The organism is Methylobacterium soli (assembly GCF_008806385.1).
Taxonomy (GTDB): domain Bacteria; phylum Pseudomonadota; class Alphaproteobacteria; order Rhizobiales; family Beijerinckiaceae; genus Methylobacterium; species Methylobacterium soli.
In genome coordinates this window covers 1-22801 of record NZ_VZZK01000055.1, presented here as the reverse complement: position 1 = coordinate 22801, position 22801 = coordinate 1, and the positions used below count along the sequence as shown (strand labels likewise).

Genomic DNA, 22801 nt, shown 5'->3' with positions numbered 1-22801 from the left:
TCGCCCCACGCGCAGTATCTGCGCGGCGGCCAGAAGATGGGCGACGTGAAGCTCGTCGACACCATGGTATACCTCCGGCATAGTAGACAGCATCTAACCTGCTAAGCAGGCCATCACTGCCGCTTCTCGGAAGCATGCCTCTCAATCCTAGCGATTACGACTCGCAGGATGCGAACCGCCTCCTTCACGTCGCCGCGGCCGCGGGCCGCAATAGCATCTTTCAAGAGCTTGGCGATCTCAGCGTCGCAGGTCGTGGCTCGAGAACCTCGAGCTAAGCATTAGTTTCGGGCGAAATGTTGTACCAGCGCCGCTTCCAGTGAATAGCATCTTCCTCGTTGGCGAAGCGTAGGAAGTAGTCCAGGCCAGCTTCTGTGGTCTCAGCTCCATCTTTATCCGGCACCACTACCGGATTCCCGTACCGAAACATAAATCGCCAGCGACCAGCGCAGTTGATCTTCAACCACTTCACGATCTCGGGCTTGAGAAGGTCGTCCATCTCACCATCCACGTTCTGATCTGGAAGGCAGTGGCTGAGTACCCCGATTCTCATGACGTGCGGCATCGCTGACGCGTCTTCGGGATTATCGCCATACGGCCGGTTGATTCTGGTCATAACGATCTCCTGGCATGATAATCCGTGTACCAGAGTCACGCGCGCCCCATAATGAGTAATTAGTGCTAATTTACCGAGATGCTAAAGTATGGTATGGAGGCTATATACTTGATAAATTCTTGAAACAGCTTACATTGAGACTGCGGCCCGTGAAGGCGGGAACGCCCATGAAGCTCTAGCCGGCCTTCTCACCGCGCTGGTGACTGCCCGCCACTCCTCGTGCCGAGCCCAGAGGCATAAGACTCAAGCACGCCAGTCTCACGCGAGCAGCGTTGATCCAGGCTGAGTGAGCGTTATTGAGCCCACCACATCGGCACGCTAATAACCTTGGATTAGTCAGCGCTGCCTGAGCGCGCGTCACGACTCCCTTGTCAAACGTTAACGCCAGTCACAATTGCTTCAACCATGGCCGCGTCCCGCCGGACGGATGGGCCAGGGAGGTGGCACATGCGGCGCGCCGTCGGCCTCGTGCTTCTTTGCTCAGCCGCTCTCGCTCCCTCAACCCGCGTCAACGCTGCTGAAGCCCCATCCTTTTGGGACCTCAAGCCGGCACAGCTTCGTCTCCTGGTCGCCTCATCGCAGGTGATGGTGACCCGAACGACATCCGGTTGGGACGCGTATTGCCGCTGTCCGGTCGTGCTCAAGCCGCACGAGATCCCCGAGGCAATGAAGAAGGCCATCATCGCCGTCGAGGACAGACGCTACATGGACCATGGCGGTGTCGACCTGATCGCACTCGCCGCAGTGTTCCGTGGCGGCCTCAGCCGGGGCGGCAGCACCATTCCCATGCAGCTCCTCAAGAACCTCGTGTTCCATGACCTGCAAGGCCGAGATCTCTTGAGCAAGATCGAGCGGAAGGGCTCAGAGGTCTGGCACGCGGGTACCTTCGATGGCGCCGTCGGTAAGCAGGAGCTGCTCGCAGCCTACCTCAACCAGATCGAGTTCGGCGGACGCGAGATCGTTGGCCTTTACCGGGCGAGCCGGCACTACTTCCGCAAGGAACCCAAGGACCTCAACCTCTACGAGGCGGCTCTGCTGGCCGGCATGGTGCAGGCCCCGGCTCGCTTCAACCCGCTCAAGGAAACCACGAGAGAGCGGGCCAACGAGCGTGCTCGTATTGTCCTCGACCTCATGGTTCAGCAGGGATGCATCAGCAAGGCGGAGCGGATTCGAGCCGAGCAGATCGGCATTCGTCCCGGACTGTTGCCGGAGTTCAAGATCCAGGCGCAGCCATTCACCGAGTGGGTGGTCCAGACCTGGGCGCCCCGCTTCGTCAAAGAGGGCGAGACGGTTCGGGTCTTCGTGACGCTCGAGCCTCGGTTCCAGCGCTTGGCTGAGAAGCATCTGACCGAGCTGCTCAACGAGGGAGCGGTCCCGCTTGCCTACGAGGCCGGAGCCGTGATGATGACCGGCGATGGTCGCGTGCGCGCGATGATCGGCGGAGTGGACTGGTCACGACGACAGTTCAATGCCGCCGTAAAGACGAATGTACAGCCGGGCTCGACCGCGAAGCTGCCGCTCCTGGTCGCCGCCTGCGAGGCGGGACGGGGTCCACAGAGCCGGGTGATTGACCTCCCCATCACGGCGAGTTGGCCGTCGAATGGTCACCTCGGCTACAAGGGTGAGACCACGCTTCAGGAAGCGTTCGCGTCCTCTCGGAATGCCGCGGCCGTTCGGCTGACCCAGGAGCTTGGGGTCAAACGCGTGGCCGAGGTGAGCCGTCGTCTTGGAATTGAGCCTGGGCTCGATCCCGATGCGGGGTTCGTCCTGGGTTCATTCTCCACCAACGTAATGAGCATGACGGCGGCTTACGCCAGCGTCGCGAACGGGGGCTATCGCGTAGCACCGACCGGTGTTCTGGCTGTTGTGGATGGCCGCGGGCAGGTGCGGGCGAGCTTCTTGGAGCCAATCAAGACGCGGATCATCCCGCAGCGGTGTATCGAGCCGACACGTCAGGTGCTGCGAGAAGTCGTCCGGACCGGGACTGGACAGCATGCTGCGCTGGGTCGCTGGGCGTCTTACGGCAAGACCGGCACCTCGACGGGATACGCGGATGCGTGGTTTCTCGGCTGGAGTGAGGGCCGTGTGCTCGGCATCTGGATGGGCAAGCGGCGGGATGCTGAGGGCGGTTCGTTGGCCGGGAAAGGAGCGCCGGCAGATTACTTTCGGCGCGTCTCAATCAGCGCGAACGCGATGATGGATTACCGTGCTGCTCAGGAGCGGAACAAAGGGCTGAGCCAGCCTGCCACAGCCGGAGTGGCTCGTTCAAACCGCCCAAAGCTGGGGAGAGGACCTGAGCGCCCCTCGATACACGCGAGCTTATCTCGACGAACAGCCCGACGTGATGTGGTTCATCCCGATCCGCATCTGCCCTTCCTACCCATGAAAGGTCCTGGGCCGTGGTCGAGCGAGGAGGACGGGTTGTATGAACTTTGGTGAGTCCGAGTTCTCGGTTTTCAGGGGAGCAGCGCGCCTGATCAGCGGCTCGGCCTCCCGTTCAATCAGAATTGCTGGAGAGTGTTTTCAAGGGGCCGCGGTACCTATCTCGGCGTGATCAAACAGCAGGCCGTCGGCAGCGCCCGTGACCCGGGAACGCGCGATTCAGTTTCCGGCCCCGTCCAGAGTTCGATTGCGCTTATTTGGTGATCTTCACCGACACCGGGTCGCTGCCGGGGAAGGTCTCCTCCAGCGCCTCGTCGAGCTTATCCCGCAGCCGCTCCTGATCGTTGCCGGCCAGCTCGCCATCGCGACGCGGCTGGGCTGCGGCGGCAACGACGCGAAGCCGGCGCTGCTCGCCCGCTCGCATCACGACATCGTAGACGAGGTAGCCAAGCCCGGCGCAGATCAAGAGAACGGGGACCGGGTTCGCACGCACCGTGCCGAGCAGCCGCTCGGCCGTCAGGTTCACCGCTGTGCTAGGATCTCGGATGCCGACCAGGTTCTCCGACAGGCTGGCAGGCGTGAGACGCGCTTGAAGGTTGGTGAGGGTGCCCTCCAGCCTCTCACGCGTCGCCTCCACCTCGCGCTCAAGCTCGTCCGCCGACTTGGTCATGCTCAGATGTGCTCCTGCGGCTGCTTGTCAGATCTCGGGCGTCGGAAAGACGTCGACGGGGACCATCGCGTGCGAGCGCGGGATCGGCCTGATCTCGGAGGACTTGAGGAAGCGGAAGAGAGCAAACCCGGCCAGGGCCGCGGCGCCGAGCGCCACCACTGGGCGCCGCCGGACAGCAGCCTCAACCTCGTCGTAGAGCTCGCTGACCGTGTGGCGGTTGATGTCCGCCGACAGCTCCTCGACACCTTCGGCCGCGCTGTCGAAGAAGGCCTTGATCTGCGGCGCGCCGCTGAAGCCAGCACCGCTCTTGCGGATACTTTCCGCGACATCGGAGACGGCCCTGGCTACGTCCTGCTTTCGCTTTGTGACGTAGACCTGCACCTGCTCGCGAGCCGCTCCGGCGAAGCCCTCGTCCGAGGTGCGCTCGCCCTGCACGGATCCTTCCGCCGAGCCCTGAGGGTCATTGAGCATTGGAGGATCTCCTTCCCGTAAGCGTGAGCGTAGCTCGACAGAAACGGCAGGCAGTAAACAGGGTTCCGCCTCACGCGCCTCTTCGCATTCGGTTCGAGTGGCCCTTGTCAGCATTGAGGGCGGTCCGCATCACCGAGGTCTCGGGCGCACCGGAAGACTTCAAGGCTAGTTTCAGAAATCGAACACCTGCTACGCTTAGTCCGTCTCACGCCACCCCGGAGGAGGTATGCGAACTCGTACCCCACCGCTCTCAACGCTCAGGCTCTTCGATGCGGCAGGCCGCCATCTGAGTTTCGCCCGGGCGGCGACCGAACTGAACGTGACGCCGAGCGCCGTCGGCCATGGGATCGCTGGGCTGGAGAAGGCTCTGGGCGTCAAACTGTTCCTGCGGGATGCGGGCAAGCTCTCGCTGACACGCGAAGGGGCAGACTACCTCACCTATGTGTCCGAGGCCTTGTCGCTCATCATCGTCGGAACGAGGCGACTGCCGACGCCGCATTCCGGCAGAACCATCGCGATCAGCTGTGCGCCGACCGTCGCCTCGCGGTGGCTTCTGCCGCGGATCCATGAGTTCCGGTCCAGACATCCGAGAATCGCCATCACGATGGACACCTCGCACCGGCAGGTCGGCTTTCCCGTCGACGGCTTCGACTTCGCCATTCGCATGAGTCGTATCCCGGTCTCGACGGAGCACTGGACGCGTTTGTTCGGGGAATGGCTGGTTCCGGTCTGCAGCCCGACCTATCGCGAAGTCGTCGCCAATACGGATGGCGGCATCGATCTGGCACGCGCCACGACGCTTCACGTCACTTCCCTCAGCGAGGACTGGCAGGCTTGGTTCGACGCCGCGGGAGCAGCCGAGGTTCCCCCGAACGGAACCATGCACTTCGATACGATCCAGCTTTCGCTCGAGGCGGCGGCCGCGGGCCTGGGCGTTACCCTGGGGCGAACGTCGCTCATGGACCGCGAACTTCGGGACGGTACACTTGTCAAAGTCGGGCAGGCCATCCCAGCCGCGACGACCTATTGGCTGGTCAGCTCAGACACGACCGAGCACGACCAAGATCTCCGCAGTTTCAAGGACTGGGTGCTGACGAAGGCCGAAGCCTTCGCGTCAGACCAAGCTGAGTGGGCATCATCAGCCGTGCATACCTCCGTCGACTAACCTCGGCCCGATCTTCGCGATGAGATGCCCTCCTCCTCGTGAATGCCGCTCATCGGTGGCGGAGATTTTCTCGTTTGCCGCACCTGCGCCCGTTTGCGACCTTCGCGCCTGAGGAGAAGTCCGATGGCAGAGATCTCGAGCAGGTGGATGTCGTCGAGACGCAGGCGAAGCGCGATGCTTGTCGTGGCGGCCGCGGCTCTGGTCCTGAGCGGCGCGATGGGGATCCGGCAGACCTTCGGTCTGTTCCTCGGGCCGTTCTCGTTCGAACACGGGATCCCGGTGGCGACGGTCGCGCTCGCGATCGCTCTCCACAACCTCGTCTGGGGTTTGGCTCAGCCCTTCGCGGGGGCGGCGGCGGACCGCTACGGTGTCGCCCCGGTCGTCGCCTTCGGTGCTCTTGCCTTCGCCGGCGGCCTTGCGCTCGCTGCTCTTGCGCCGTCGGGCCCGATGCTCCTGCTGGGAATGGGGCTGATGGTCGGCATCGGCATCAGCTGCACGAGCTTCGGAGTTGTGTTGACGGCGGTCGGCCGGGCAGCCTCTCCGGAGGGCCGCAGCTCGGCATTGGGATTGGCCAGCGCCGGCGGCTCGCTGGGGCAGGTCCTGCTCGTGCCCCTCGCAGAGTCGATCACTTCGGCCGCAGGCATGACGGCGGCTCTGCTCGCACTCGCCGGCATCATCCTCGCGGTCGCACCCCTCGGCCTCTGGCTTAACCGCGGTGGCCGACGATCAGCTGCTGACGTCGAAGCCACAGACGGCAGCCTGTCCGACGTGCTCGTGCAGGCCTGCCGGAACCCTGGCTACCAGCTTCTCACGCTCGGCTTTTTCACCTGCGGCTTCCAGCTCGCCTTCATCGCGACGCACCTGCCAGGCTACCTCGCCCTCTGCCACATGCCTGCGGGCCTGAGCGCGACGGCGCTCGCCCTGATCGGTCTCTTCAACATGGCCGGAAGCTGGGGCTGCGGCTGGCTCGGCGGCCGCTTCCGGCAGCAGCACGTCCTCGGATGGCTATACCTGATCCGGGGTGTCGTGATTGGCGCTTTCGCCCTTGCCCCGAAGTCCGAACTCGTCGTCGTGCTCTTCGCTGCCACCATGGGCTTGACGTGGCTCGGCACAGTGCCGCTGACGAGCGGTCTCGTTGCGAAGGTCTTCGGAATCCGCCATCTCGGCACTCTCTTCGGCATCGTCTTTCTGAGCCACCAAATCGGATCGTTCCTCGGTGCGTGGCTCGGCGGCGTCGTTCTAAATGCGACCGGCTCCTACGGTCCGGTCTGGGCCGCCACAGCACTCGCGGGCCTGATCGCTGCCCTGCTCCACTTCCCGATCGACGACCGGCCAGTCTCCGCCACTCTGCCCATGCTGGTGCGGGCGTGATGACGCCGGTGGTCGACGCTCCCCGCGACGTCGAAGGCGTCCTTGCCGAAGCAGTAGCGATCCGGTGCCGGGACAGCTACGTGCTTCACGGCCACCTCTGGCGCGCCGATCCGCGCCGGGAGCAGATCCTGGGCATGGTGGTCGTCAATCCGGCAACCGGGGTCCTCGCGCGCTACTATCACGCCTACGCACGGTTCCTTAGCGGACACGGGTTCGACGTCCTGACCTACGACTACCGAGGGATTGGTGCCTCTCGCCCGGCCGCCCTGAATGGGTGCGGCATCCGCTGGCGGGACTGGGGCGAGCTGGACTTCGACGCTGCTGTCAGATGGGCTCACGGACGCCAGCGCGGGTCACTGGCCGTCGTAGGGCACAGCATCGGCGGCTTCCTTCCCGGCTTCGCGGAGGCAGCCGACCTCGTGGGCCGCTTCCTCACCGTCGGCGCCCAGTTTGCTTACTGGCCCGACTACGCCGCCGGCAGCCGGCTCCGCATGGCGGCGAAGTGGCATCTCGCGATGCCGGCCGTGACGGCTCTCGCGGGCTACTTCCCGGGTCGGCGGCTCGGCTGGCTTGAGGATCTCCCGGCCGGTGTGGCGTATGAATGGAGTTTCCGTCGTGCCCGCATGGAGTTGAGCTACCCGCCGCGCGAGCGCGCGGCGATCCTCGCCAGCTTCGCGGCCGTCAAAGCTCCGATCCTCGCCATCGGAACGACGGACGACGAGTTCGGTACGCCGTCGGCGATCCGTCGGGGGCTCGGCTACTACATCTCCAGTCCGCGGACGCAGGTCCAACTGACGCCGGCAGCGCTGGGTGCGACGGCGATCGGCCACTTTGGCGGGTTCCATGCCCGTCGGAGCGGCACGTTCTGGACGGCCGCGTTGGACTGGCTGCGCGACGGCAGAAATCCCTGGCCGGAAGCGGTCGTCCATGCCACTCCTCCGTGCCGCTGCAACACGAAGTTTTCGCGATGACCGCCAAAGCCCCCGCCATCCATGCCGCCGATGCTCCTGTCCGGATCAAGTCGAGCAACTATCCCGAGCCCTACGCCTCGCGAATGGAGGGACGGATCAAGCAGCCGCTGGGAGACCTCTTCGGCCTCACGAACTTCGGGGTGAACCTCACGCGGCTTCGTCCGGGCGCGGTGTCGGCTCTCCATCACCGCCACTCTCGTCAGGACGAGCTCATCTACGTGCTCGAAGGCGAGCCGACGCTGCTCACGGATGCCGGCGAGACGCGGCTGGAGCCAGGCATGGTGGCTGGCTTCCCTGCAAACGGCACGGCCCACCATCTGGAGAACCACACCGATCTCGACTGCGTGATTCTGGAGATTGGGGACCGCAGCCGGGGAGACGCGGCGAGCTACCCGCAAGACGACCTCCAGGCCTTGATGGACGTGGACGGAATCTGGCGTTTCGCCAGGAAGGATGGGACGCCTTACTAGCGCTGGTGGCTGACGATGATCCGCATTGCTGCGAGCTCAAGGCGTTGTCCCAGCACCTCCTTCGAACCTGTGCGGGGGGTGTCTCGGGACCGGACTGAAATGACGGCCGATAGCGCCCAAAGTGATGCTCCTTCCGATCGCCTTTCCGAGCCACTAGATGCGTGCTGCACCTAGGGCAGTGACAGCTGCACCCCAGGCCGGAGGGCACCTCAGAAATGTGGACATCGTGCCTTCGGCATGCTCGCCAAAAGACAAGCGCCTCCACATTGCCTGCACCAACGGAGCCGGTGAGGACAGGGGGCGGATAGAGGTTGGCGCCGAAGCGGCCGATTGGCGGACCTGCTGCCGCAGCTGCATCGTGCGGCTGCATGGTGCGGCTCACGTCAGGGCACAACGATTGTCGTAGAACCTAACCATTCAGCACTCGGTTAACCCGGTTGGTTTCACCGCGATGAGGATGCAGTCAGGGGCGGTGTGCTGGCCGGCGGCTGCCGCACCTTCGTCGCTTGCTCGAAGGCATAGGCAAACCCAAGAAGCTTGCCCTCGCTCCAGGGGCGCCCGAGCAGATCCATGCCAATCGGCACACCGAGCGGCGCTGTCTCACTCGGAGCCGAGAAGCCAGCTGGTACGTCGATCGCCGGGTAGCCAGTCAGACCGGCTACGATCCCGTTACGGTCGGCCTGGTTCAACTCTCCGATCGGCACTACAAGCCGCTTCTGCAGCGGATAGATCAGAGCATCGAGGTGCTCGCTGTCGAGCACCGAGGCAACACGCACCTTGAAGGCGGCGATCCGCTCCAGCCGCGCCTTGTACTCGGGGTCGGCCATCCCGTCCTGGCGCGCTTCGGCTCCAGTCAGGAACTTCTCGAGCGCCGCCTTGTGGAACTGCCCTGAGCCGATGATGCCTGCGAGGTCCTTCTGCGGCGCATTCGGGATCGCGGCGAGGTATTGGTTGAAGAGCGCCTTGAACTCGTAAGTCTGGACGTCGTCCTCTGCGTTCAGCTTGTCGGCCTCGAACTCCGGATCCTCAATCGTGACCAGGGTAGCTCCAGCCTTCTCAAGAGCGTCCATCGCCTGCTGCATCACGCGGTTCACCTCCGCGTGCTCGGGCTTCGTGCCAAACAGCGCCTTGACGACACCGAGGCGCGCACCTTTGAGCGCCTCCGGCTTGAGGAAGGCCGAATAGCTCTCCGGCACCTTGCCGGCTGAGGGGGAGGTGAGTGGATCGTTCAGGTCAGGGCCCGCCACCGCCTGCAGGAGCGCCGCGGCATCCGCGACTGTGCGGGTGATCGGGCCGATTGCATCCTGCGTTTTCGAGACCGGCATGATGCCATTCAGGCTGATCAGCCCTTGGGTTGCGCGCAGGCCCACGAGGTTGTTGGCCGAAGCAGGAGACCGGATCGAATTGACGGTGTCGCTGCCCATCCCTGCGAGCGCGAGGTTCGCCGCGACCGCAACACCAGTGCCGCCGCTCGAACCGCCCGGGGTCCGGGTCAGGTCATAGGGGTTGCGCACCTGACCACCGAGCGAGCTGACTGAAACGCCGCCGAGCGCGAACTCCTGCATGTTGGCCTTGGCCAGGATGATGGCGCCGGCCTTGCGCAGCTTGGCTACAGCGGAGGCGTCCTTCGCCGGCTGTGCACCGGCGAGAGAGGCCGAGCCACCGGTCGTGGGCAGCTCGGCGGTGTTGTAGTTATCCTTCGGCACCAGCGGCACGCAGGCGAGCGGCTCGGAGGCGAGGCGACCACGGTTCTTGTCGAACTCGTCAGCCTGGGTGAGGGCCTTCTGGTTCACCTCGCGAATGGCAGCGAGCTTGGGGCCGGCCTGATCGTAGGCAGCGATCCGGTCAAGGTAGGCCTGCACGAACCCGCGGCAGGTGATCTGCCCAGCCGCCAGCGCGTCGTGGAGGTCGGCAATCGTCGCCTCTTCGACGGTGAACGGGGTCTGCGCTCGAGCAGGGAGGGCATGGGCGAGAATCAGGGCCGCAGTGCTGAGCTCGATTGTGTGCTTGAACATGGATCCTGCCGACAGACGCAAACGATGCCTGCCAAAGGCATAGGCTACGCCAGCCCTGTGGAACAGCTGCGTCCGCAGACCGACCCGTGCTGACTGACACTACAGGCGAACAATGCCCACGCTCCTGATCAGCCACGCGCTCAATGCCACGAGAGCGAGGCAGGGGAGGGTGGGCAAGTGGCGTGAGGCAGGCCCGCATGCGGTTGCCAAACCCCGCCTCCTTCCTACACGTTCTTTCGCGATCAAGGCTCGAAGTTTGGCACCCGACATCATTGTAATTGCAGGAGAAAATCGCGCGAAGCACTTTCTTTTAATCTGTAGGTCCTGGGTTCGAGTCCCAGCGCGCTCACCAATATCTTCAACAGCTTAGCTCAAGGTTCCGAGCGATGCCCGCACCTATACGCAGAAGCGGGTAACAGCAGCCCGAGCCTCACACGATTTGTCCCATCCTCGTGTGGAGATGCTTTCGGTCAGAACGCTTGGCAGAACGATTCCTTCATCCAGGTTGCTGCTGTGCAGGCAGAAGGCAGAGGGCGGCAGAGCGGGGATCCCGGCCGCTGCGGACAGCGCTCCACAGGATTGGGCCGGCGTCGCTCACGACGCCGGTGAGCGCCAGCGTGACCAGCCTCACAGATCCGCTAGCCCGCCGGGCGCATCTCTGCGGCCTTTGGTCCGGAGATCACCCCATGCTGGCCTCAATCACCCGTGCCGTTCACCTCTGGCGCGAACGGCGCAGAGCCTATCAGGAGCTCGCGGCGCTGGATGACCGCCTGCTCGAAGATATCGGCCTGTGCCGCTATGAGTTGGTCGAGCACTGCGTCCGCCTCTGGAAATGAGGAGCGCCCGAGGCTCAGTCGGTCATGCCACAGCGTGACCCGGACGCATTCCGGTCGATGTAACCCGCAGTGCCACAGCGACACGGGCGGCAAGCGCCGCGTTGTTCTTCACGAGAGCGATGTTGGTGAGCAGGCTGCGTCCGCCTGTCAGCGCGAGGATGCGGGCGAGCAGGGAGGGCGTCACGGCCTTGCCCGAGACACCGGCCGCGTCAGCCTGCGCCAGGACGGCCTCGATCAGCACGCCGATCTCCGCGGCGGGGATCTCGTTGGCCTGCGGCACCGGGTTCGCGACGAGGACGCCGCCGCCCAAGCACAGCGCCTCCTTAGTCCTCACCAACTCGGCGACCGCTTCTGGCGTGTCGAAGCGTAACGGCGACGGCAGCCCGCTGTCGCGGCACCAGAAGGCGGAGAGGCGATCGGTGCCGTAGTTCACGACGGGGACGCCGCGAGTCTCCAGGTACTCGAGGGTGCGGGGTAGATCGAGGATCGCCTTGGCACCGGCGCAGACGACAGCCACAGGCGTGCGCGTCGAGGTCTGCCGAAATGTCGAGCGTTGTCTCCACGCCGCGATGGCCCCCCAATGCCGCCGTGGCAAAGACGCGGATGCCGGCCAAGTGCGCGCAGATCATGGTCGCAGCGACCGTGGTGGCGCCGTGCCGCTTGTCTGCGACAGCGTATGGCAGATCGGCCCGGCTCAGCTTCAGGATGTCTGTCGCCGCGCCGAGCCAGTCCAGGACCTCATCGGGCAGGCCGACGCGGATGCGGCCGTCGATGACCGCGATGGTGGCTGGCACCGCCCCGTTCTCGCGCACCACGGCCTCCACGTCACCCGCGGTCGCGACGTCCTGCGGATAGGGCATGCCGTGGGTGATGATCGTGGATTCGAGCGCCACGACGGGAACGCGGGAGTCCAGGGCCGCGCACATCCGGCGCAAGATCGATGAGCGGGTGGGCCATAGTGGTAGCTCCGTGGAGACTGCCCGAATGAGGTAACTTCTCCCAAGGTAATGTCCGCAGGTCCGAGATGGACGCGCAACCTCCACTGGGCAGCAGTCGTGACCTACACAGGACCCCACATCATCCTCGATGCCGTGACCTACCGCACGCTCGGCTGCGGCGGAGCAGGGCGCATCGTGACCGTCCGCGAGGTCGCCTACCTGTTTCTCATGTATCCCCTCCTCCAGTGAAGCGGTTGCGGTGATCGCGACGCAGCGGTCGCCCATCGGCGGTAGACGTATGCAGAGGGACGCAAAGGCTTCCCTGAAGCGTGGCCCTCCCACACATCAACCATCGGCTTTCGCGATGGACTGAAGATAGCGGTCCGCCTCGTCCCACGCGCTCCCGATTGCCGACAGGCCGACATAGCCGTCGGGCCGCACGACGAAGAGGGCCGAGGCGTCCGGCGGCGTGCGCGGGGTCGGGTCCAGCAGGGTGGGGAAACGCGCGGCCAGGGCGGAGCCGCGCTCCGCGTCTGCCGCGTAGAGCAGGAAACGGGGGGCGCCGCCCGCGCCCGGTGGCGATCCGGCGTCGTGCTCGGGGTCCCACCGTGCCCCGGCGCCGGGCCCGATCGAGAGAGGGCTGCCGGCATAGGCGATCTCGATCTCGCTCATCTGTGTCGCCATCCGGTCCCGCACCGCGTGGAGGCCGAGCAGAAAGCGCAGCGCGAGGTTTCGCGCTGTCTGCGCCGCCGGGTGGGACAGGGTCGCCATGTCGGTCAGGCGCTCGGCGTTGCGCAGCACCATGTCGCCGACGGCCGAACGCTCCGGGCTGTAGCTGTCGAGCAGTACCGCGGCAGCCTCGCCGCGGACCACCAGCGCCAGCTTCCAGGCGAGATTGATCGCGTCCTGCATGCCGGTGTTCATGCCCTGGCCACCGGCGGGGCTGTGGATGTGGGCCGCGTCGCCGGCGAGGAACACGCGCCCGTGCCGGTAGGCGTCGACCTTGCGCTCGTTGATGCGGAAGTTCGTCAGCCAGACCGGATCGGACACGCGAAAGCCGCTGGCCCGCTGACCGACCAGAGCCTGCACGTCGTCGAGCGTCGGGTCCGGCCGCGGATGTGCCAGATCGGTCGGGCCGCGTGTCGCGACGACGCGGGCGCGACCACCGGGAATCGGGAAGACCACGAAGGGTCCGTCGCGGTGCAGGTAGGTGGCGATCTCGTCCGGCGGCGGTGTGCCGGGGCCTTCGAGACGCACGTCGGCGAGCAGCCAGTCGTCCCCCTGCGCCGAGCCACGGAACGCGACGCCGAGCCCGTGCCGCACCGTGCTGTGGGCGCCGTCGCAGCCGATGAGCCAGGGCGTCAGAATCACCTCTTCGAGCCCATCCGGATGCCGCAGGCGCGCCTCGACATGCCCGTCCGACCCCGCGAAGCTCGCCAGCTCCACCTCGCGCTCAACCTCGACGCCCAAGGCGTGCAGCTGGGCAGCGAGGAGCCGCTCGGTGTCCCGCTGCGGGATCATCAAGGCGAAGTTGTAGGGGCTGGCGATGTCCTCGAAGCGGGGGCTGCCCAGAACGGTGCCGCCGCTGCGGATCGAGGCGCCGCGCGCCTGAAGACCGGCTGCGAGAAACGCCTCAGTGCAGCCCATGCGATCCATGAGTTCGAGGGTGCGCGACCAGACGACAAGTGCCTTGGAGGTCTCTGTCGGGTGCGGGGAGCGGTCGATCAGGCGCACAGCGACGCCGTAGCGTGCGAGTTCGGCCGCCATGGTCAGGCCGACAGGCCCTGCGCCGACGATGAGAACGTCCGTCACGTGAGCTCCTCCCCTGCTGCCGACGACCTGTGCGGGATGGCAGTTATCGACGCTCCGCCTACACGGCTTTGCTCTGTTGCTCGCTCGCGTGGACCGTGAACTTGTAGGCGCCGACGAGCGCCAGCACGGTGGCGATGATGTCGAGCCGCCGTGGGATCTCGGGCAGGAACACCATGGCCGCGTCAGCCACGACCAGCACGACGAAAGCGGCCGCCCAGGCCAGGGTGATCCTGCGATTGACGGCGAGGAAAGCGGGCTCCGACCACACCTCCGCCGGCGCGCTCTCACGTGCGTACTGCAGCGTGAAGGGCTGTCCGACAGCAAGCGAGGACAGCACGATGGCGAGCAAGCCAGCATCCACGATCAGGCGAACCGTCGGAATGGTCCAGAGATAGGTTGTTGCCGCCGTGTAGAGAGCCAGCCCGGCAAACAGCGCCATTGTGCCGACCTCGAGGATCTTGAGCGAGCGTCCGAGCAGCAACCTGTCCCGCAGGAGCAGTACACCGGCTGTCAGGGCACCTGCCCACAAGCCACCCTCCACGAACCCGAGGTGAATGAGGACCGCAAAGACGAGGAAGGGCGCAAAACTGGCGAATAGGTTCATCGCGCATCGTCCCTTGATTTGGCTCGCTCAGACTTGACAGTATCGCAGATCGAACGACCGAGGAATCAGTGGGGGAGGAGTGCCGTGAAGGTGACCATCGGCCGAGCCCTTGTGCGAGCGCAATCCTACGGAGATCTTTATCGCCGCTTCGGCAGCCTCTTTCTGTGCGCGGCCCTTCTTGCCATTGCGGGCAGTCCAGAGGGGCAGGCTCGGCCGCACCTTGGGGCAAGCCGCCCAGGCAGAGCCGGGGCAGCACCCGGAACCCTGCTCGATTACCAGCCGCTCGCAGGGGCGCCGAGTGGAGCGGCAGCCTACCGCGTCCTCTATCGCTCGACAGGCCTGAAGGGAGAGCCGATCGCCGTCTCCGGCGCGATCATCGTGCCCGCTGGCACTGTCCCGCCTGGCGGTCGGCCGATCGTGGCCTGGGCACATCCGACCACTGGCGTCGTGGACCAGTGCGCGCCCTCGCTGGCCCGCGTGCTCTTTCGCTCCATCCAGGGCCTGCAGGAGATGCTGGAGCGCGGCTACATCGTCGCCGCGACCGACTATCCCGGCCTCGGCACACCGGGTGTGCACCCCTACCTCGTCGGCGTCAGCGAGGGGCGAGCGGTGCTCGACTCGGTGCGGGCTGCGCAGCAACTCGCCGGTCGAGGCGGTGCCTCGAACGCGTTCGCCGTCTGGGGCCACTCGCAAGGTGGGCAGGCCGCCCTGTTCACCGGCCTACTCGCTCGCAGCTACGCTCCGGACCTGAGACTTCTGGGTGTCGCGGCGGCGGCTCCCGCCACCGAGCTCGCCACGCTGATGATGGCGGATCTCGACACCTCGGGTGGCAAGAACCTGACCGCCATGACGCTGTGGTCGTGGTCGCGCGTGTACGGGGCGCCGATGACCAAGGTGGTCACGCCAGCCGCCCTACCGGTCATCAACGAGCTGGCCAACGCGTGCATCGAGACGATCTTCGACGTGCTGGAGCGCCGTGGCCCGTCGAAGGCCCTCGACCGCAGCTTCCTCTCGGTCAACAACTTGGCCGACCGCGAGCCGTGGCGCTCGCTCCTGGCACGCAACACGCCAGGCACGTTGCCGCCCTCGATCCCTGTCTTCCTGGCGCAGGGCAGCGCGGACAACCTCGTGCTGCCGCGGGTGACCCTCGACTATCGGGCGAAGCTTTGCCGGGCTGGCAGTCGTGTCGAGTTCGACCTCGTTCCGGGCGTCGGGCATGCCTTCATCGCTCGCGATGCGGCAACGGCCGCGATCGACTGGATCGGAGACCGCTTCGATGGAGCGCCCGCGCCGAGCAATTGCGGTAGCGAGCCATGAGTCCGGATTAAGCGGCATAGATCCGCTCGCCTTGCTCGGCTGAAGCCCGGCACGCATGAGGGTCACGTCGCGTGGAAGCGGGCGGCGGCACTGCATCGCCTTCGGCGGCCTGCGCGTCGATGACGTCGTCGAGCCGGCCCTCCTGTCTTTGGTGCAACCCGGCGCCATCGAGGCGGCATGGGCGGCCGAGGCGCAGGCGAGCATGCGACGCGACGAGGCACGCGAGGCGATGGTGCGCGACCTGGAGGCGGCGCGCTATACGGCCGACCGCGTCTTCCGCCAGTACGACGCCGACCCCGAGAATCGCCTAGTGACCGGCGAACTCGAAGCGCGCTGGAACCGGGCTCTGTCCCGGGTCGGCGCCTGCGAGGCGCGCATTGCCGAGCACGACACGGGCGCCCCCCGATCCGCCCTACCTCCGATCGCGCTGGAGACGCTCGCCGCGGAACTGCAGGGGCGTCTGGTCAGCGCCCAAGACGGATGCGCGGCTCCTCACGCTCGGCGGTCGTGAGGGTCTCGGCCTTTGCCTCACGGCGATCCTCGGTTCGATCCGCCTGAGCAACCCAACTCCGGATGGCCTGGGCCGAAGGCTCAAACTCACGGGCAAGGTCTGTGGGGTCGCATCCGGCGCGGACCAGTTCGACGATCTGCCGACGGAACTCGGCAGGAGAGGGCGGACGTGTGCGGGGCATAGTAGGCACCTCGTGAGAAAGCCTGAAGGGCTTCACGAGATCAGGTCAACACCAGACAATGGCTCACGACAGCCGACGCGGGTGGCGGACGCGGTCAAAGCCATGCGGTGAGATCATGAAGCCAGGCGATAGAGCGAACGCGTTCAGACACCTGGCTGGGTGAGGAGAGTGATGACCTCAAGAAAGCCGATCAACGCTGCGACGGCTATCCGCAATCCTGCGGGTGCTTGTCGTTGATTGTCGTTGCAGGCGCCCGGCAGATCCCAGCGTGCGTAGGCCGCATGCTGGAAACCGACGAGCACGGCTCGGTGTGATCCCTGCATCTCAGACAGCCGTTCGCGCGACATCCAGCGAGGTGACGAGGAAATGGATGGAGCGTCAACGCGACGGGTTGAACCAGAGAGTGAAGACCAAATGGCCCCAGCGGATGACGAGCCATGGCCAGCATCGTCGTCATGATCGCCACTCCTAAGGGACGCCGTTTCTTGGCAGCGTCAACCGAGGGGAGGCCGCTTTGGCAGCGGAAAGCGTCCTGCGTCGTCTACCTGGGACTACGCTTCCGGCTGCCGTCTGGGTGCAATGCCCAGATCCGGACGTCACCTGCAGGATTACAGCCCACCTCGGTGAGATGCAGGCAGAGATGGTTGAGACGTAGGTCGGGTCAGGGTCACCGACCGCGACACGCCGCATGGGGAAACGCGCGCAGCCGGTGACTGCCGCCTTGGTCGCGCCCAAGGTGCCCGACGATGCTGCGCCTTGCACGCGGAGCGAACTATCCGTGCAGAACACGGGGGCGTGGGAGGCGGGGCATGGCGGCCCGAGGGAACGGCCGGAATGCTAAGTGGTTGAACCTAGGCACGGCCTTAGATCCCCCCCGAGGCTGGGCATGGTCCTCCCTTCAGCCCTACCGATCCCGGTAGGGCTTTTCTTTGCCTCAGATCGCCTCGGGGCTGGCGGGGCGCACAGCTAGTGCAGCCCGGATCGGTCCTGACCCACTGCCCAGCATGAGAGTTGATCCCAGTCCACTCTGAGAAGGAGGTCTCGGAGGCGCTGGACATCATCCCGCGTGGGCGGGTGGGCCTGAGTCTTGAGACGAGCAATGAAGGTGGCGTCAGTCTCCATCATGAGAGTACCGTCTCGCTAATGAGCAGCCCCGTGCGGCACCAACCCGTGGTCGGGCTGATGGGTTGCGGCTTAGCTCGGCTGCTCCTCGGTCTCCTCGATCTCTGGATCGTCCTCCTCCGGGATAGAAGGGGTATCACCTTCGGGCTCTAGAGGCTTGGACGGCGGGTCACCTATCGGCTTGGGATCGCTGCTGGGCTGTGGCGTGTCGACATGGCTCATTTCTTCGCTCTCTTTCGGTGGTGCTAGGAGCAAAGCGGCGGCACACCGAAGCGTTCCTGCTGCTTCGGTTTGGCCGATGCAGGTTCGGTATATTCCTGCGAACTCCCACGCTGATTTGTGCACAGCGGTTTTGCGCGGATTGGGCTTTATGGAACACCGTCGTGCTTCAGCCTGGGTATCTCAGGATCGTCATGGCCTACCCACGCTCTCGGAAATCGTCAGTTTCTGCACGTCTGCGCGCAGTCAAGGCGGCGGACCGCCTGCTCTGATGTCGCTGAGGTGGGACCACAGCTCGTCGGCCGCGTGATTACGACAGTCGGGCGATCTGAAAAGCCTGATTTCGATCGGGATATCGAACTGCTCCGGACCTGCGCGCACGAGGCGACCACGCGACAGATCTTCTTCCGCCAGTGTCCGGGGTAGCCAAGCGACACCGTGCCCTTCCCGCGCCATTGTCATCAGCGTGGCGGCGAGGTGTGAGGTAAAGCCGGTTTTCGAATGCACGGCTTCGGTCCTGACGGCTTGATGAGCGGTCAGGATGCGACCAAGCCCCGAGGCTTGGCTGTAGGCGAGAAGCCGGGTCGGCTGTTCTGGCGCACCTGGGAGAGGCCATGCTGGTCGACCGTCGGCGTCCGGCGCGCAGACCGGGACCAGGACATCGTCGCCGACCTGCACGCTCTGGAAGCGGTTAGGCTCGAAACGTGTCGGCGCCTCTGCGTGGTAGTGGCAGAGTAGGAAATGCACCTCGCCACCGAGCATGATCTGCTCACAGGCTTCCATGCTATCGGAGATCAGGTTGAGGGTGCCAAGCGCCTCGAAGCGCATGTGGCGGCGGATCCAACCGGGAAAGAACGTGAACGAGAGTGCGTGCGTCGCTGCGATGGACAGCGCGATCGTATCCTTCTCTCCCACCGCCCGAGTATCGCGCCGCGCCCTATCCAGGCCGCGTATCATGTCAGCCGCCAGTGGTTGAAAGTGGTTGCCGGCGGGCGTCAGGCACGCACCCTGCGCGCCCCGTACGAAAAGCGGAGTGCCGACCCAATCCTCAAGGGCACGGATGCGCCGGCTGAAGGCTGGCTGCGTCACGTTCCGCATGTCTGCCGCCCGCGAGAAGCTCTTCAGCTCCGCCAGCGCCAGGAAGTCCTTGAGCCAGTCGAGATCCATGCCGATGCCGTTCGCGCATAGCGCGAACCGATCATGGCATTAGCCAATCCGGTGTGTCCAGAAGTAGTCAGTATTCAAGCTCCCGCATGAGGAGCCCTCCGTTCCGACGCCCGGAGCGCCAATAACTTGAGGAACGCTGCCATGAAGGACTGGCTAAGCCGGCTGTATGTCCAGGTTTTCATTGCCATCATACTTGGCGGATTGATCGGGTATTTTCTGCCCGATGTTGGCATCACGCTGCAGCCATTGGCAGACGGCTTCATCAAGCTGATCAAGATGCTGCTTGCGCCGGTCATCTTCGGTACGATCGTCGTCGGCGTGGCCAAGATGGGCAACTTGAAGGAGGTCGGCTGCATCGGCGTCCGCGCCCTGATCTACTTCGAGGTGCTCTCGACCATCGCGCTCGTCATCGGCTTGGTCGTCGTCAACATCATGCAGCCCGGCGCCGGCATGAACATCGACGCCTCGCAGGTCGATGGGAGTGCCATCGCGGGCTATGCGAAGCGGGCAGAGGCGCAGCCCGGCTTCGTCGGCTTCCTGATGGACATCATCCCCACGACGATGGTGGACGCCTTCGCCAAGGGCGCCATGCTGCAGATCATCCTGATCTCGGTCCTGCTGGGCGTTGCCCTCGTCCAGGCCGGCGAGCGTGGCAAGCCGGTGGTGGTCGTCATCGACAGCCTACTCGACGCGCTGTTCCGCATCGTCGCGATGGTGATGCGGCTCGCTCCGATCGGCGCCGGGGCCGGCATTGCCTTCACCATCAGCAAGTACGGATTCAGCACAGTCTGGTCACTCGCCTACCTGATGCTCGGCGTCTACATCACCTCGGCCCTCTTCGTGGTGGTCGTTCTCGATGCGGTCTGCACCTGGACCGGGTTCTCTCTGACCAAGGTCCTCAGTTACTTCAAAGATGAGATCCTCATCACCTTCGGCACCTGCTCGACCGAAGCCGTCATGCCACGCATGATGGCCAAGCTGGAGCGGCTCGGTTGTGAGAAATCCGTGGTCGGTCTGGTCTTGCCGACTGGCTACACCTTCAACGCAGACGGTACCTGCATCTACCTGACCATGGCGGCGATCTTCGTCGCCCAGGCCACCAACACGCCGCTCGGAATTGGCGACCAACTCGTCGTGCTCGGCGTGCTGCTCCTGACCTCGAAGGGATCGGCTGGGGTGGCAGGCGCCGGGTTCGTCACACTCGCCGCCACGCTGTCGAGCATCCACACCGTTCCGGTTGCTGGCCTTGTGCTGTTGCTCGGTGTCGACCGCTTCATGAATGAGGCGCGAGCAGTCACCAACCTGATCGGCAACGCCGTCGCCACCATCGCTGTCGCCAAGTGGGAAGGCGCCTTCGACCGCACCAAGGCCGAAGAAGTCTACCGCAACCGGGCGGCTGTCGCGGCCGAGGACGTCATCCCCGAGACGGAAGCCGGGCACGCCCTGCGCCGTCCCGCGGCAGTCGCGCCGTAGGCTACGATCCACCCCCAACACCCCTTCCAGCCTGCTCAAAATCAAGGAGAGCACCCATGCGTATCGTCGACGTCTGCGAGATCACCAAGCCGATCTCATCGCCCATCCGCAACGCCTACATCGACTTCTCGAAAATGACCGCCAGCCTCGTGGCCGTTGTCACGGATGTCGAGCGCGACGGTCGCCGCGTGGTTGGCTACGGCTTCAACTCGAACGGCCGCTACGGCCAGGGTGGCCTCATCCGCGAGCGGTTCAAGAACCGCATCCTGGAGGCTGATCCGAAGAGCGTCCTCAACGAGGCCGGCGACAACCTCGACCCACACAAGCTGTGGGACGCAATGATGACGAACGAGAAGCCCGGCGGTCATGGCGAGCGCTCAGTGGCGGTGGGCACCCTCGACATGGCAATCTGGGATGCCACCGCGAAGATCGCCGCCAAGCCGCTATTCCGGATGTTGGCTGAGCAGAAGGGTGTCGAGGCCAACCCCCGGGTCTTCGTCTACGCGGCCGGCGGCTACTACTACCCGGGCAAGGACTACAGCGCGCTGCGCGCCGAGATGCGTGGCTACCTCGACCGCGGCTACAACGTCGTGAAGATGAAGATCGGCGGCGCATCGATCGATGAGGATCAGCGCCGCATCGAGGAGGTGCTGAAGGAAATTGGCTCTCAGGCGCAGCTCGCGGTGGACGTGAACGGCCGGTTCAACCTTGAGCAGGGCATCGCTTACGCCAAGATGCTGCGGGAGTACCCGCTGTTCTGGTACGAGGAGATCGGCGATCCTCTCGACTACGCCCTCCAGGCGGCGATCTCTGAGTTCTACCCGGGCCCGATGGCCACCGGCGAGAACCTGTTTTCTCACCAGGACGCACGCAACCTCCTGCGCTACGGCGGGATGCGCCCGGACCGCGACTACCTGCAGTTCGATTGCGCGCTCTCCTACGGCCTCGTGGAGTACCTGCGCACCCTCGACGTGCTGCATCAGTTCGGCTGGTCGCCCTCCCGCTGCATCCCGCATGGTGGGCACCAGATGTCGCTCAACATCGCGGCCGGACTGGGCTTGGGCGGCAACGAGAGCTACCCGGACCTGTTTCAGCCCTACGGCGGCTTCCCGGACGGCGTGAAGGTCGAGAACGGCCATATCGTCATGCCCGAGCTGCCGGGCATCGGCTTCGAGGGCAAGTCGGACCTGATCAAGGTGATGCGCGAACTGGCCGAGTAGGCGAACTGCCTGGGGTCGAGCGGCGTCCGCGATTGCCGCTCGGCCTCAGCCGCTGGATCAGCCTCGCAAGCACTGGGACGAGCTCCTGCTCTGCAGCTGCGCTCGGGATTTTGGTCAGGGCTTCTGCATTTCCTTCAGATCAGCCAGACATGCGTCCACTGGAGAGCCTGGAGCGAGCTGTTCTCGCTGCTTTGACCGACGAGTTCATGAGCACGTCGGTCATCAAGATCAGAGCAGGTATCTCGAGCACCGAGCGCAATGAGACAGCTCTCAGGGCTTGTATGGAGTTGGAGCGGCGAGACTTGGCCGAGCGTGCTGGCTCCGGTTTGCGTTCGACCCTACGCTGGCGACGCACATGCAGCGATCGGATCACGGAGACCTCAGGAATGAACTATCGCTGCGATCATGTTCACCTGCGCAGCAAGGATGCCGTCGCAGCCGCGAATTTCTACGTCGAGACGTTGGGCGCCCGTGAGATCCGTCGCGATGGATCCCCCGTCGTCAGCCGGGTGACGGTCGACCTTGGCGGCTTGACCCTGTTCATCGAGCAGGCCGCTGAGGCGATTGGGCCATCAGTTGAACCGCCACATCTGGGCATCGAGCATATCGGCCTCGCCGTCGACGATATCGAGGCCACCATGGTCGAGCTGCGCCGGCGGAACGTCACGATTGTGTCGGGGATCACGGACGTACGCCCTGGCCTTCGCGTGATCTTCATCGACGGACCGGATGCCGTCCGCATCGAACTTCTGCAGCGCTCGGATGTACGGCTCGGGTTCCGATAGGGCTTGCCCAACGGTCCGGTTCCAACGGCGCAGAACGCTGTGTCGGCAAAACGACGGAAAATCCGACAGGTCTGTTGGGGCGCGGGTGTCGAGCCTGAGGCAGGCCGCACATGTCTGAAAACCCTGCCGGGAAATCAAATGTCCGAAAAACGCTCGTGACCTGACGCAACTCTCGCGCGCCGTAAAGGTCCGGAAGGGGTCAATCTGAGGCCTCCACCTGAGCCGCGCCGAATGTCTGCTGACCCGCGATCTGATCGCTGAAGCGGGCGGGCCGCAAACGGCCACCTTTGGTCGGCTGCTTCGCGCCCATTTCGGCCATTCAGGCGACTCAAACGGCATCTCCAAAGCGGTTGTTGCTGAAGCCCGGCTTACCGGCTTGCGATCTGGCGCAAGACGATAGAAGGCTGTGCTCCACCTGCATGCTGGAGTGGCCCCCAATTTGACCGGACACCGGGCGCAACCGTGAGGGCCTAGGTGGACGCCTAGGC

At 64.9% G+C, this 22801-nt stretch carries 21 protein-coding genes and 1 pseudogene; 12 read left to right on the top strand and 10 right to left on the bottom strand.

Annotation, left to right across the window (positions count from 1 at the left end; genetic code table 11):
- Positions 1 to 271 precede the first annotated feature (271 nt).
- Entirely contained in the window at positions 272 to 613 is a 342-nt protein-coding gene (locus tag F6X53_RS29215; protein ID WP_151004976.1) for a hypothetical protein, read from the bottom strand.
- A 447-nt stretch (positions 614 to 1060) separates the two neighbouring features.
- On the opposite strand from F6X53_RS29215, the gene F6X53_RS29210 reads away from it, so the two are divergent.
- Positions 1061 to 3052 carry a transglycosylase domain-containing protein gene (locus F6X53_RS29210; protein WP_238295981.1) on the top strand — a complete coding sequence of 664 codons (1992 nt, stop codon included), beginning with the start codon at positions 1061 to 1063 and terminating at the stop codon, positions 3050 to 3052.
- Between the two features lie 196 nt (positions 3053 to 3248).
- Here the strand turns inward: F6X53_RS29210 and F6X53_RS29205 are convergent, their stop codons facing one another.
- Together F6X53_RS29205 and F6X53_RS29200 are read right to left on the bottom strand one after the other, a co-directional pair.
- Positions 3249 to 3665: a DUF3618 domain-containing protein gene (locus F6X53_RS29205; RefSeq protein WP_151004974.1), complete on the bottom strand. Its 417-nt coding sequence runs from the start codon at positions 3663 to 3665 to the stop codon at positions 3249 to 3251.
- A gap of 27 nt (positions 3666 to 3692) precedes the next feature.
- Positions 3693 to 4136 (bottom strand): hypothetical protein, encoded by a 444-nt coding sequence (locus F6X53_RS29200; RefSeq protein ID WP_151004972.1) that lies wholly within the window; start codon positions 4134 to 4136, stop codon positions 3693 to 3695.
- 226 nt (positions 4137 to 4362) lie between these two features.
- Between F6X53_RS29200 and F6X53_RS29195 the strand changes: the two genes are divergently transcribed.
- The 4 genes from F6X53_RS29195 (at position 4363) to F6X53_RS29180 (ending at position 8113) form a co-directional block, all read left to right on the top strand.
- Complete coding sequence (locus F6X53_RS29195; protein ID WP_151004970.1) at positions 4363 to 5301, top strand: LysR substrate-binding domain-containing protein; 939 nt, start codon at positions 4363 to 4365, stop codon at positions 5299 to 5301.
- Between the two features lie 174 nt (positions 5302 to 5475).
- Positions 5476 to 6672, top strand: a complete 1197-nt coding sequence (locus F6X53_RS29190) for an MFS transporter (protein ID WP_151004968.1) — start codon at positions 5476 to 5478, stop codon at positions 6670 to 6672.
- On the top strand, positions 6672 to 7643 hold the full coding sequence (locus F6X53_RS29185; protein WP_151004966.1) for an alpha/beta hydrolase family protein: 972 nt from the start codon (positions 6672 to 6674) through the stop codon (positions 7641 to 7643). The genes F6X53_RS29190 and F6X53_RS29185 overlap by 1 nt, the downstream gene beginning before the upstream one ends.
- On the top strand, positions 7640 to 8113 hold the full coding sequence (locus F6X53_RS29180; protein ID WP_151004964.1) for a cupin domain-containing protein: 474 nt from the start codon (positions 7640 to 7642) through the stop codon (positions 8111 to 8113). Before F6X53_RS29185 ends, F6X53_RS29180 begins: the two co-directional genes overlap by 4 nt.
- Positions 8114 to 8556: 443 nt before the next feature.
- Here the strand turns inward: F6X53_RS29180 and F6X53_RS29175 are convergent, their stop codons facing one another.
- Entirely contained in the window at positions 8557 to 10128 is a 1572-nt protein-coding gene (locus tag F6X53_RS29175) for an amidase family protein (protein ID WP_151004962.1), read from the bottom strand.
- Between the two features lie 686 nt (positions 10129 to 10814).
- On the opposite strand from F6X53_RS29175, the gene F6X53_RS29170 reads away from it, so the two are divergent.
- Complete coding sequence (locus F6X53_RS29170; protein WP_151004960.1) at positions 10815 to 10964, top strand: DUF1127 domain-containing protein; 150 nt, start codon at positions 10815 to 10817, stop codon at positions 10962 to 10964.
- Positions 10965 to 10986: 22 nt separating this feature from the next.
- Here F6X53_RS29170 and F6X53_RS29165 read toward each other — a convergent pair.
- Positions 10987 to 11890: pseudogene (locus F6X53_RS29165) on the bottom strand (pseudouridine-5'-phosphate glycosidase).
- A 129-nt stretch (positions 11891 to 12019) separates the two neighbouring features.
- Between F6X53_RS29165 and F6X53_RS33785 the strand changes: the two are divergent.
- Positions 12020 to 12151, top strand: coding sequence for a hypothetical protein (locus F6X53_RS33785; protein ID WP_280526079.1), 132 nt, complete (start codon positions 12020 to 12022; stop codon positions 12149 to 12151).
- A 96-nt stretch (positions 12152 to 12247) separates the two neighbouring features.
- Here F6X53_RS33785 and F6X53_RS29160 read toward each other — a convergent pair whose 3' ends face one another.
- Entirely contained in the window at positions 12248 to 13714 is a 1467-nt protein-coding gene (locus tag F6X53_RS29160) for an FAD-dependent oxidoreductase (protein ID WP_151004958.1), read from the bottom strand.
- Between the two features lie 58 nt (positions 13715 to 13772).
- Positions 13773 to 14318, bottom strand: coding sequence for a hypothetical protein (locus F6X53_RS29155; RefSeq protein ID WP_151004956.1), 546 nt, complete (start codon positions 14316 to 14318; stop codon positions 13773 to 13775).
- Between the two features lie 378 nt (positions 14319 to 14696).
- Here F6X53_RS29155 and F6X53_RS29150 point away from each other — a divergent pair, with 378 nt between their 5' ends.
- Both F6X53_RS29150 and F6X53_RS29145 read left to right on the top strand, forming a co-directional pair.
- Complete coding sequence (locus F6X53_RS29150) at positions 14697 to 15635, top strand: alpha/beta fold hydrolase (protein WP_238295983.1); 939 nt, start codon at positions 14697 to 14699, stop codon at positions 15633 to 15635.
- Positions 15636 to 15690: 55 nt separating this feature from the next.
- Positions 15691 to 16146, top strand: coding sequence for a hypothetical protein (locus F6X53_RS29145; RefSeq protein ID WP_191971048.1), 456 nt, complete (start codon positions 15691 to 15693; stop codon positions 16144 to 16146).
- On the opposite strand, the gene F6X53_RS34135 is transcribed toward F6X53_RS29145, so the two are convergent.
- The 3 genes from F6X53_RS34135 to F6X53_RS29130 form a co-directional block, all read right to left on the bottom strand.
- Complete coding sequence (locus tag F6X53_RS34135; protein ID WP_151004978.1) at positions 16100 to 16327, bottom strand: transposase; 228 nt, start codon at positions 16325 to 16327, stop codon at positions 16100 to 16102. The two genes, F6X53_RS29145 and F6X53_RS34135, sit on opposite strands and share 47 nt — an antisense overlap.
- A 143-nt stretch (positions 16328 to 16470) precedes the next feature.
- Positions 16471 to 16629, bottom strand: coding sequence for a hypothetical protein (locus tag F6X53_RS32750; protein ID WP_191971047.1), 159 nt, complete (start codon positions 16627 to 16629; stop codon positions 16471 to 16473).
- A gap of 1285 nt (positions 16630 to 17914) precedes the next feature.
- Positions 17915 to 18835 carry a LysR family transcriptional regulator gene (locus tag F6X53_RS29130; RefSeq protein ID WP_151004954.1) on the bottom strand — a complete coding sequence of 307 codons (921 nt, stop codon included), beginning with the start codon at positions 18833 to 18835 and terminating at the stop codon, positions 17915 to 17917.
- Between the two features lie 141 nt (positions 18836 to 18976).
- Between F6X53_RS29130 and dctA the strand changes: the two genes are divergently transcribed.
- The 3 genes from dctA (at position 18977) to F6X53_RS29115 (ending at position 22313) form a co-directional block, all read left to right on the top strand.
- The gene (gene dctA, locus F6X53_RS29125; RefSeq protein ID WP_151004952.1) at positions 18977 to 20308 is read left to right on the top strand and encodes a C4-dicarboxylate transporter DctA; all 1332 of its coding nucleotides are present in this window, start codon (positions 18977 to 18979) and stop codon (positions 20306 to 20308) included.
- A 56-nt stretch (positions 20309 to 20364) separates the two neighbouring features.
- Positions 20365 to 21528, top strand: coding sequence for a mandelate racemase/muconate lactonizing enzyme family protein (locus F6X53_RS29120; protein WP_151004950.1), 1164 nt, complete (start codon positions 20365 to 20367; stop codon positions 21526 to 21528).
- 386 nt (positions 21529 to 21914) lie between these two features.
- Positions 21915 to 22313 (top strand): VOC family protein, encoded by a 399-nt coding sequence (locus tag F6X53_RS29115; protein WP_151004948.1) that lies wholly within the window; start codon positions 21915 to 21917, stop codon positions 22311 to 22313.
- Positions 22314 to 22801 lie beyond the last annotated feature (488 nt).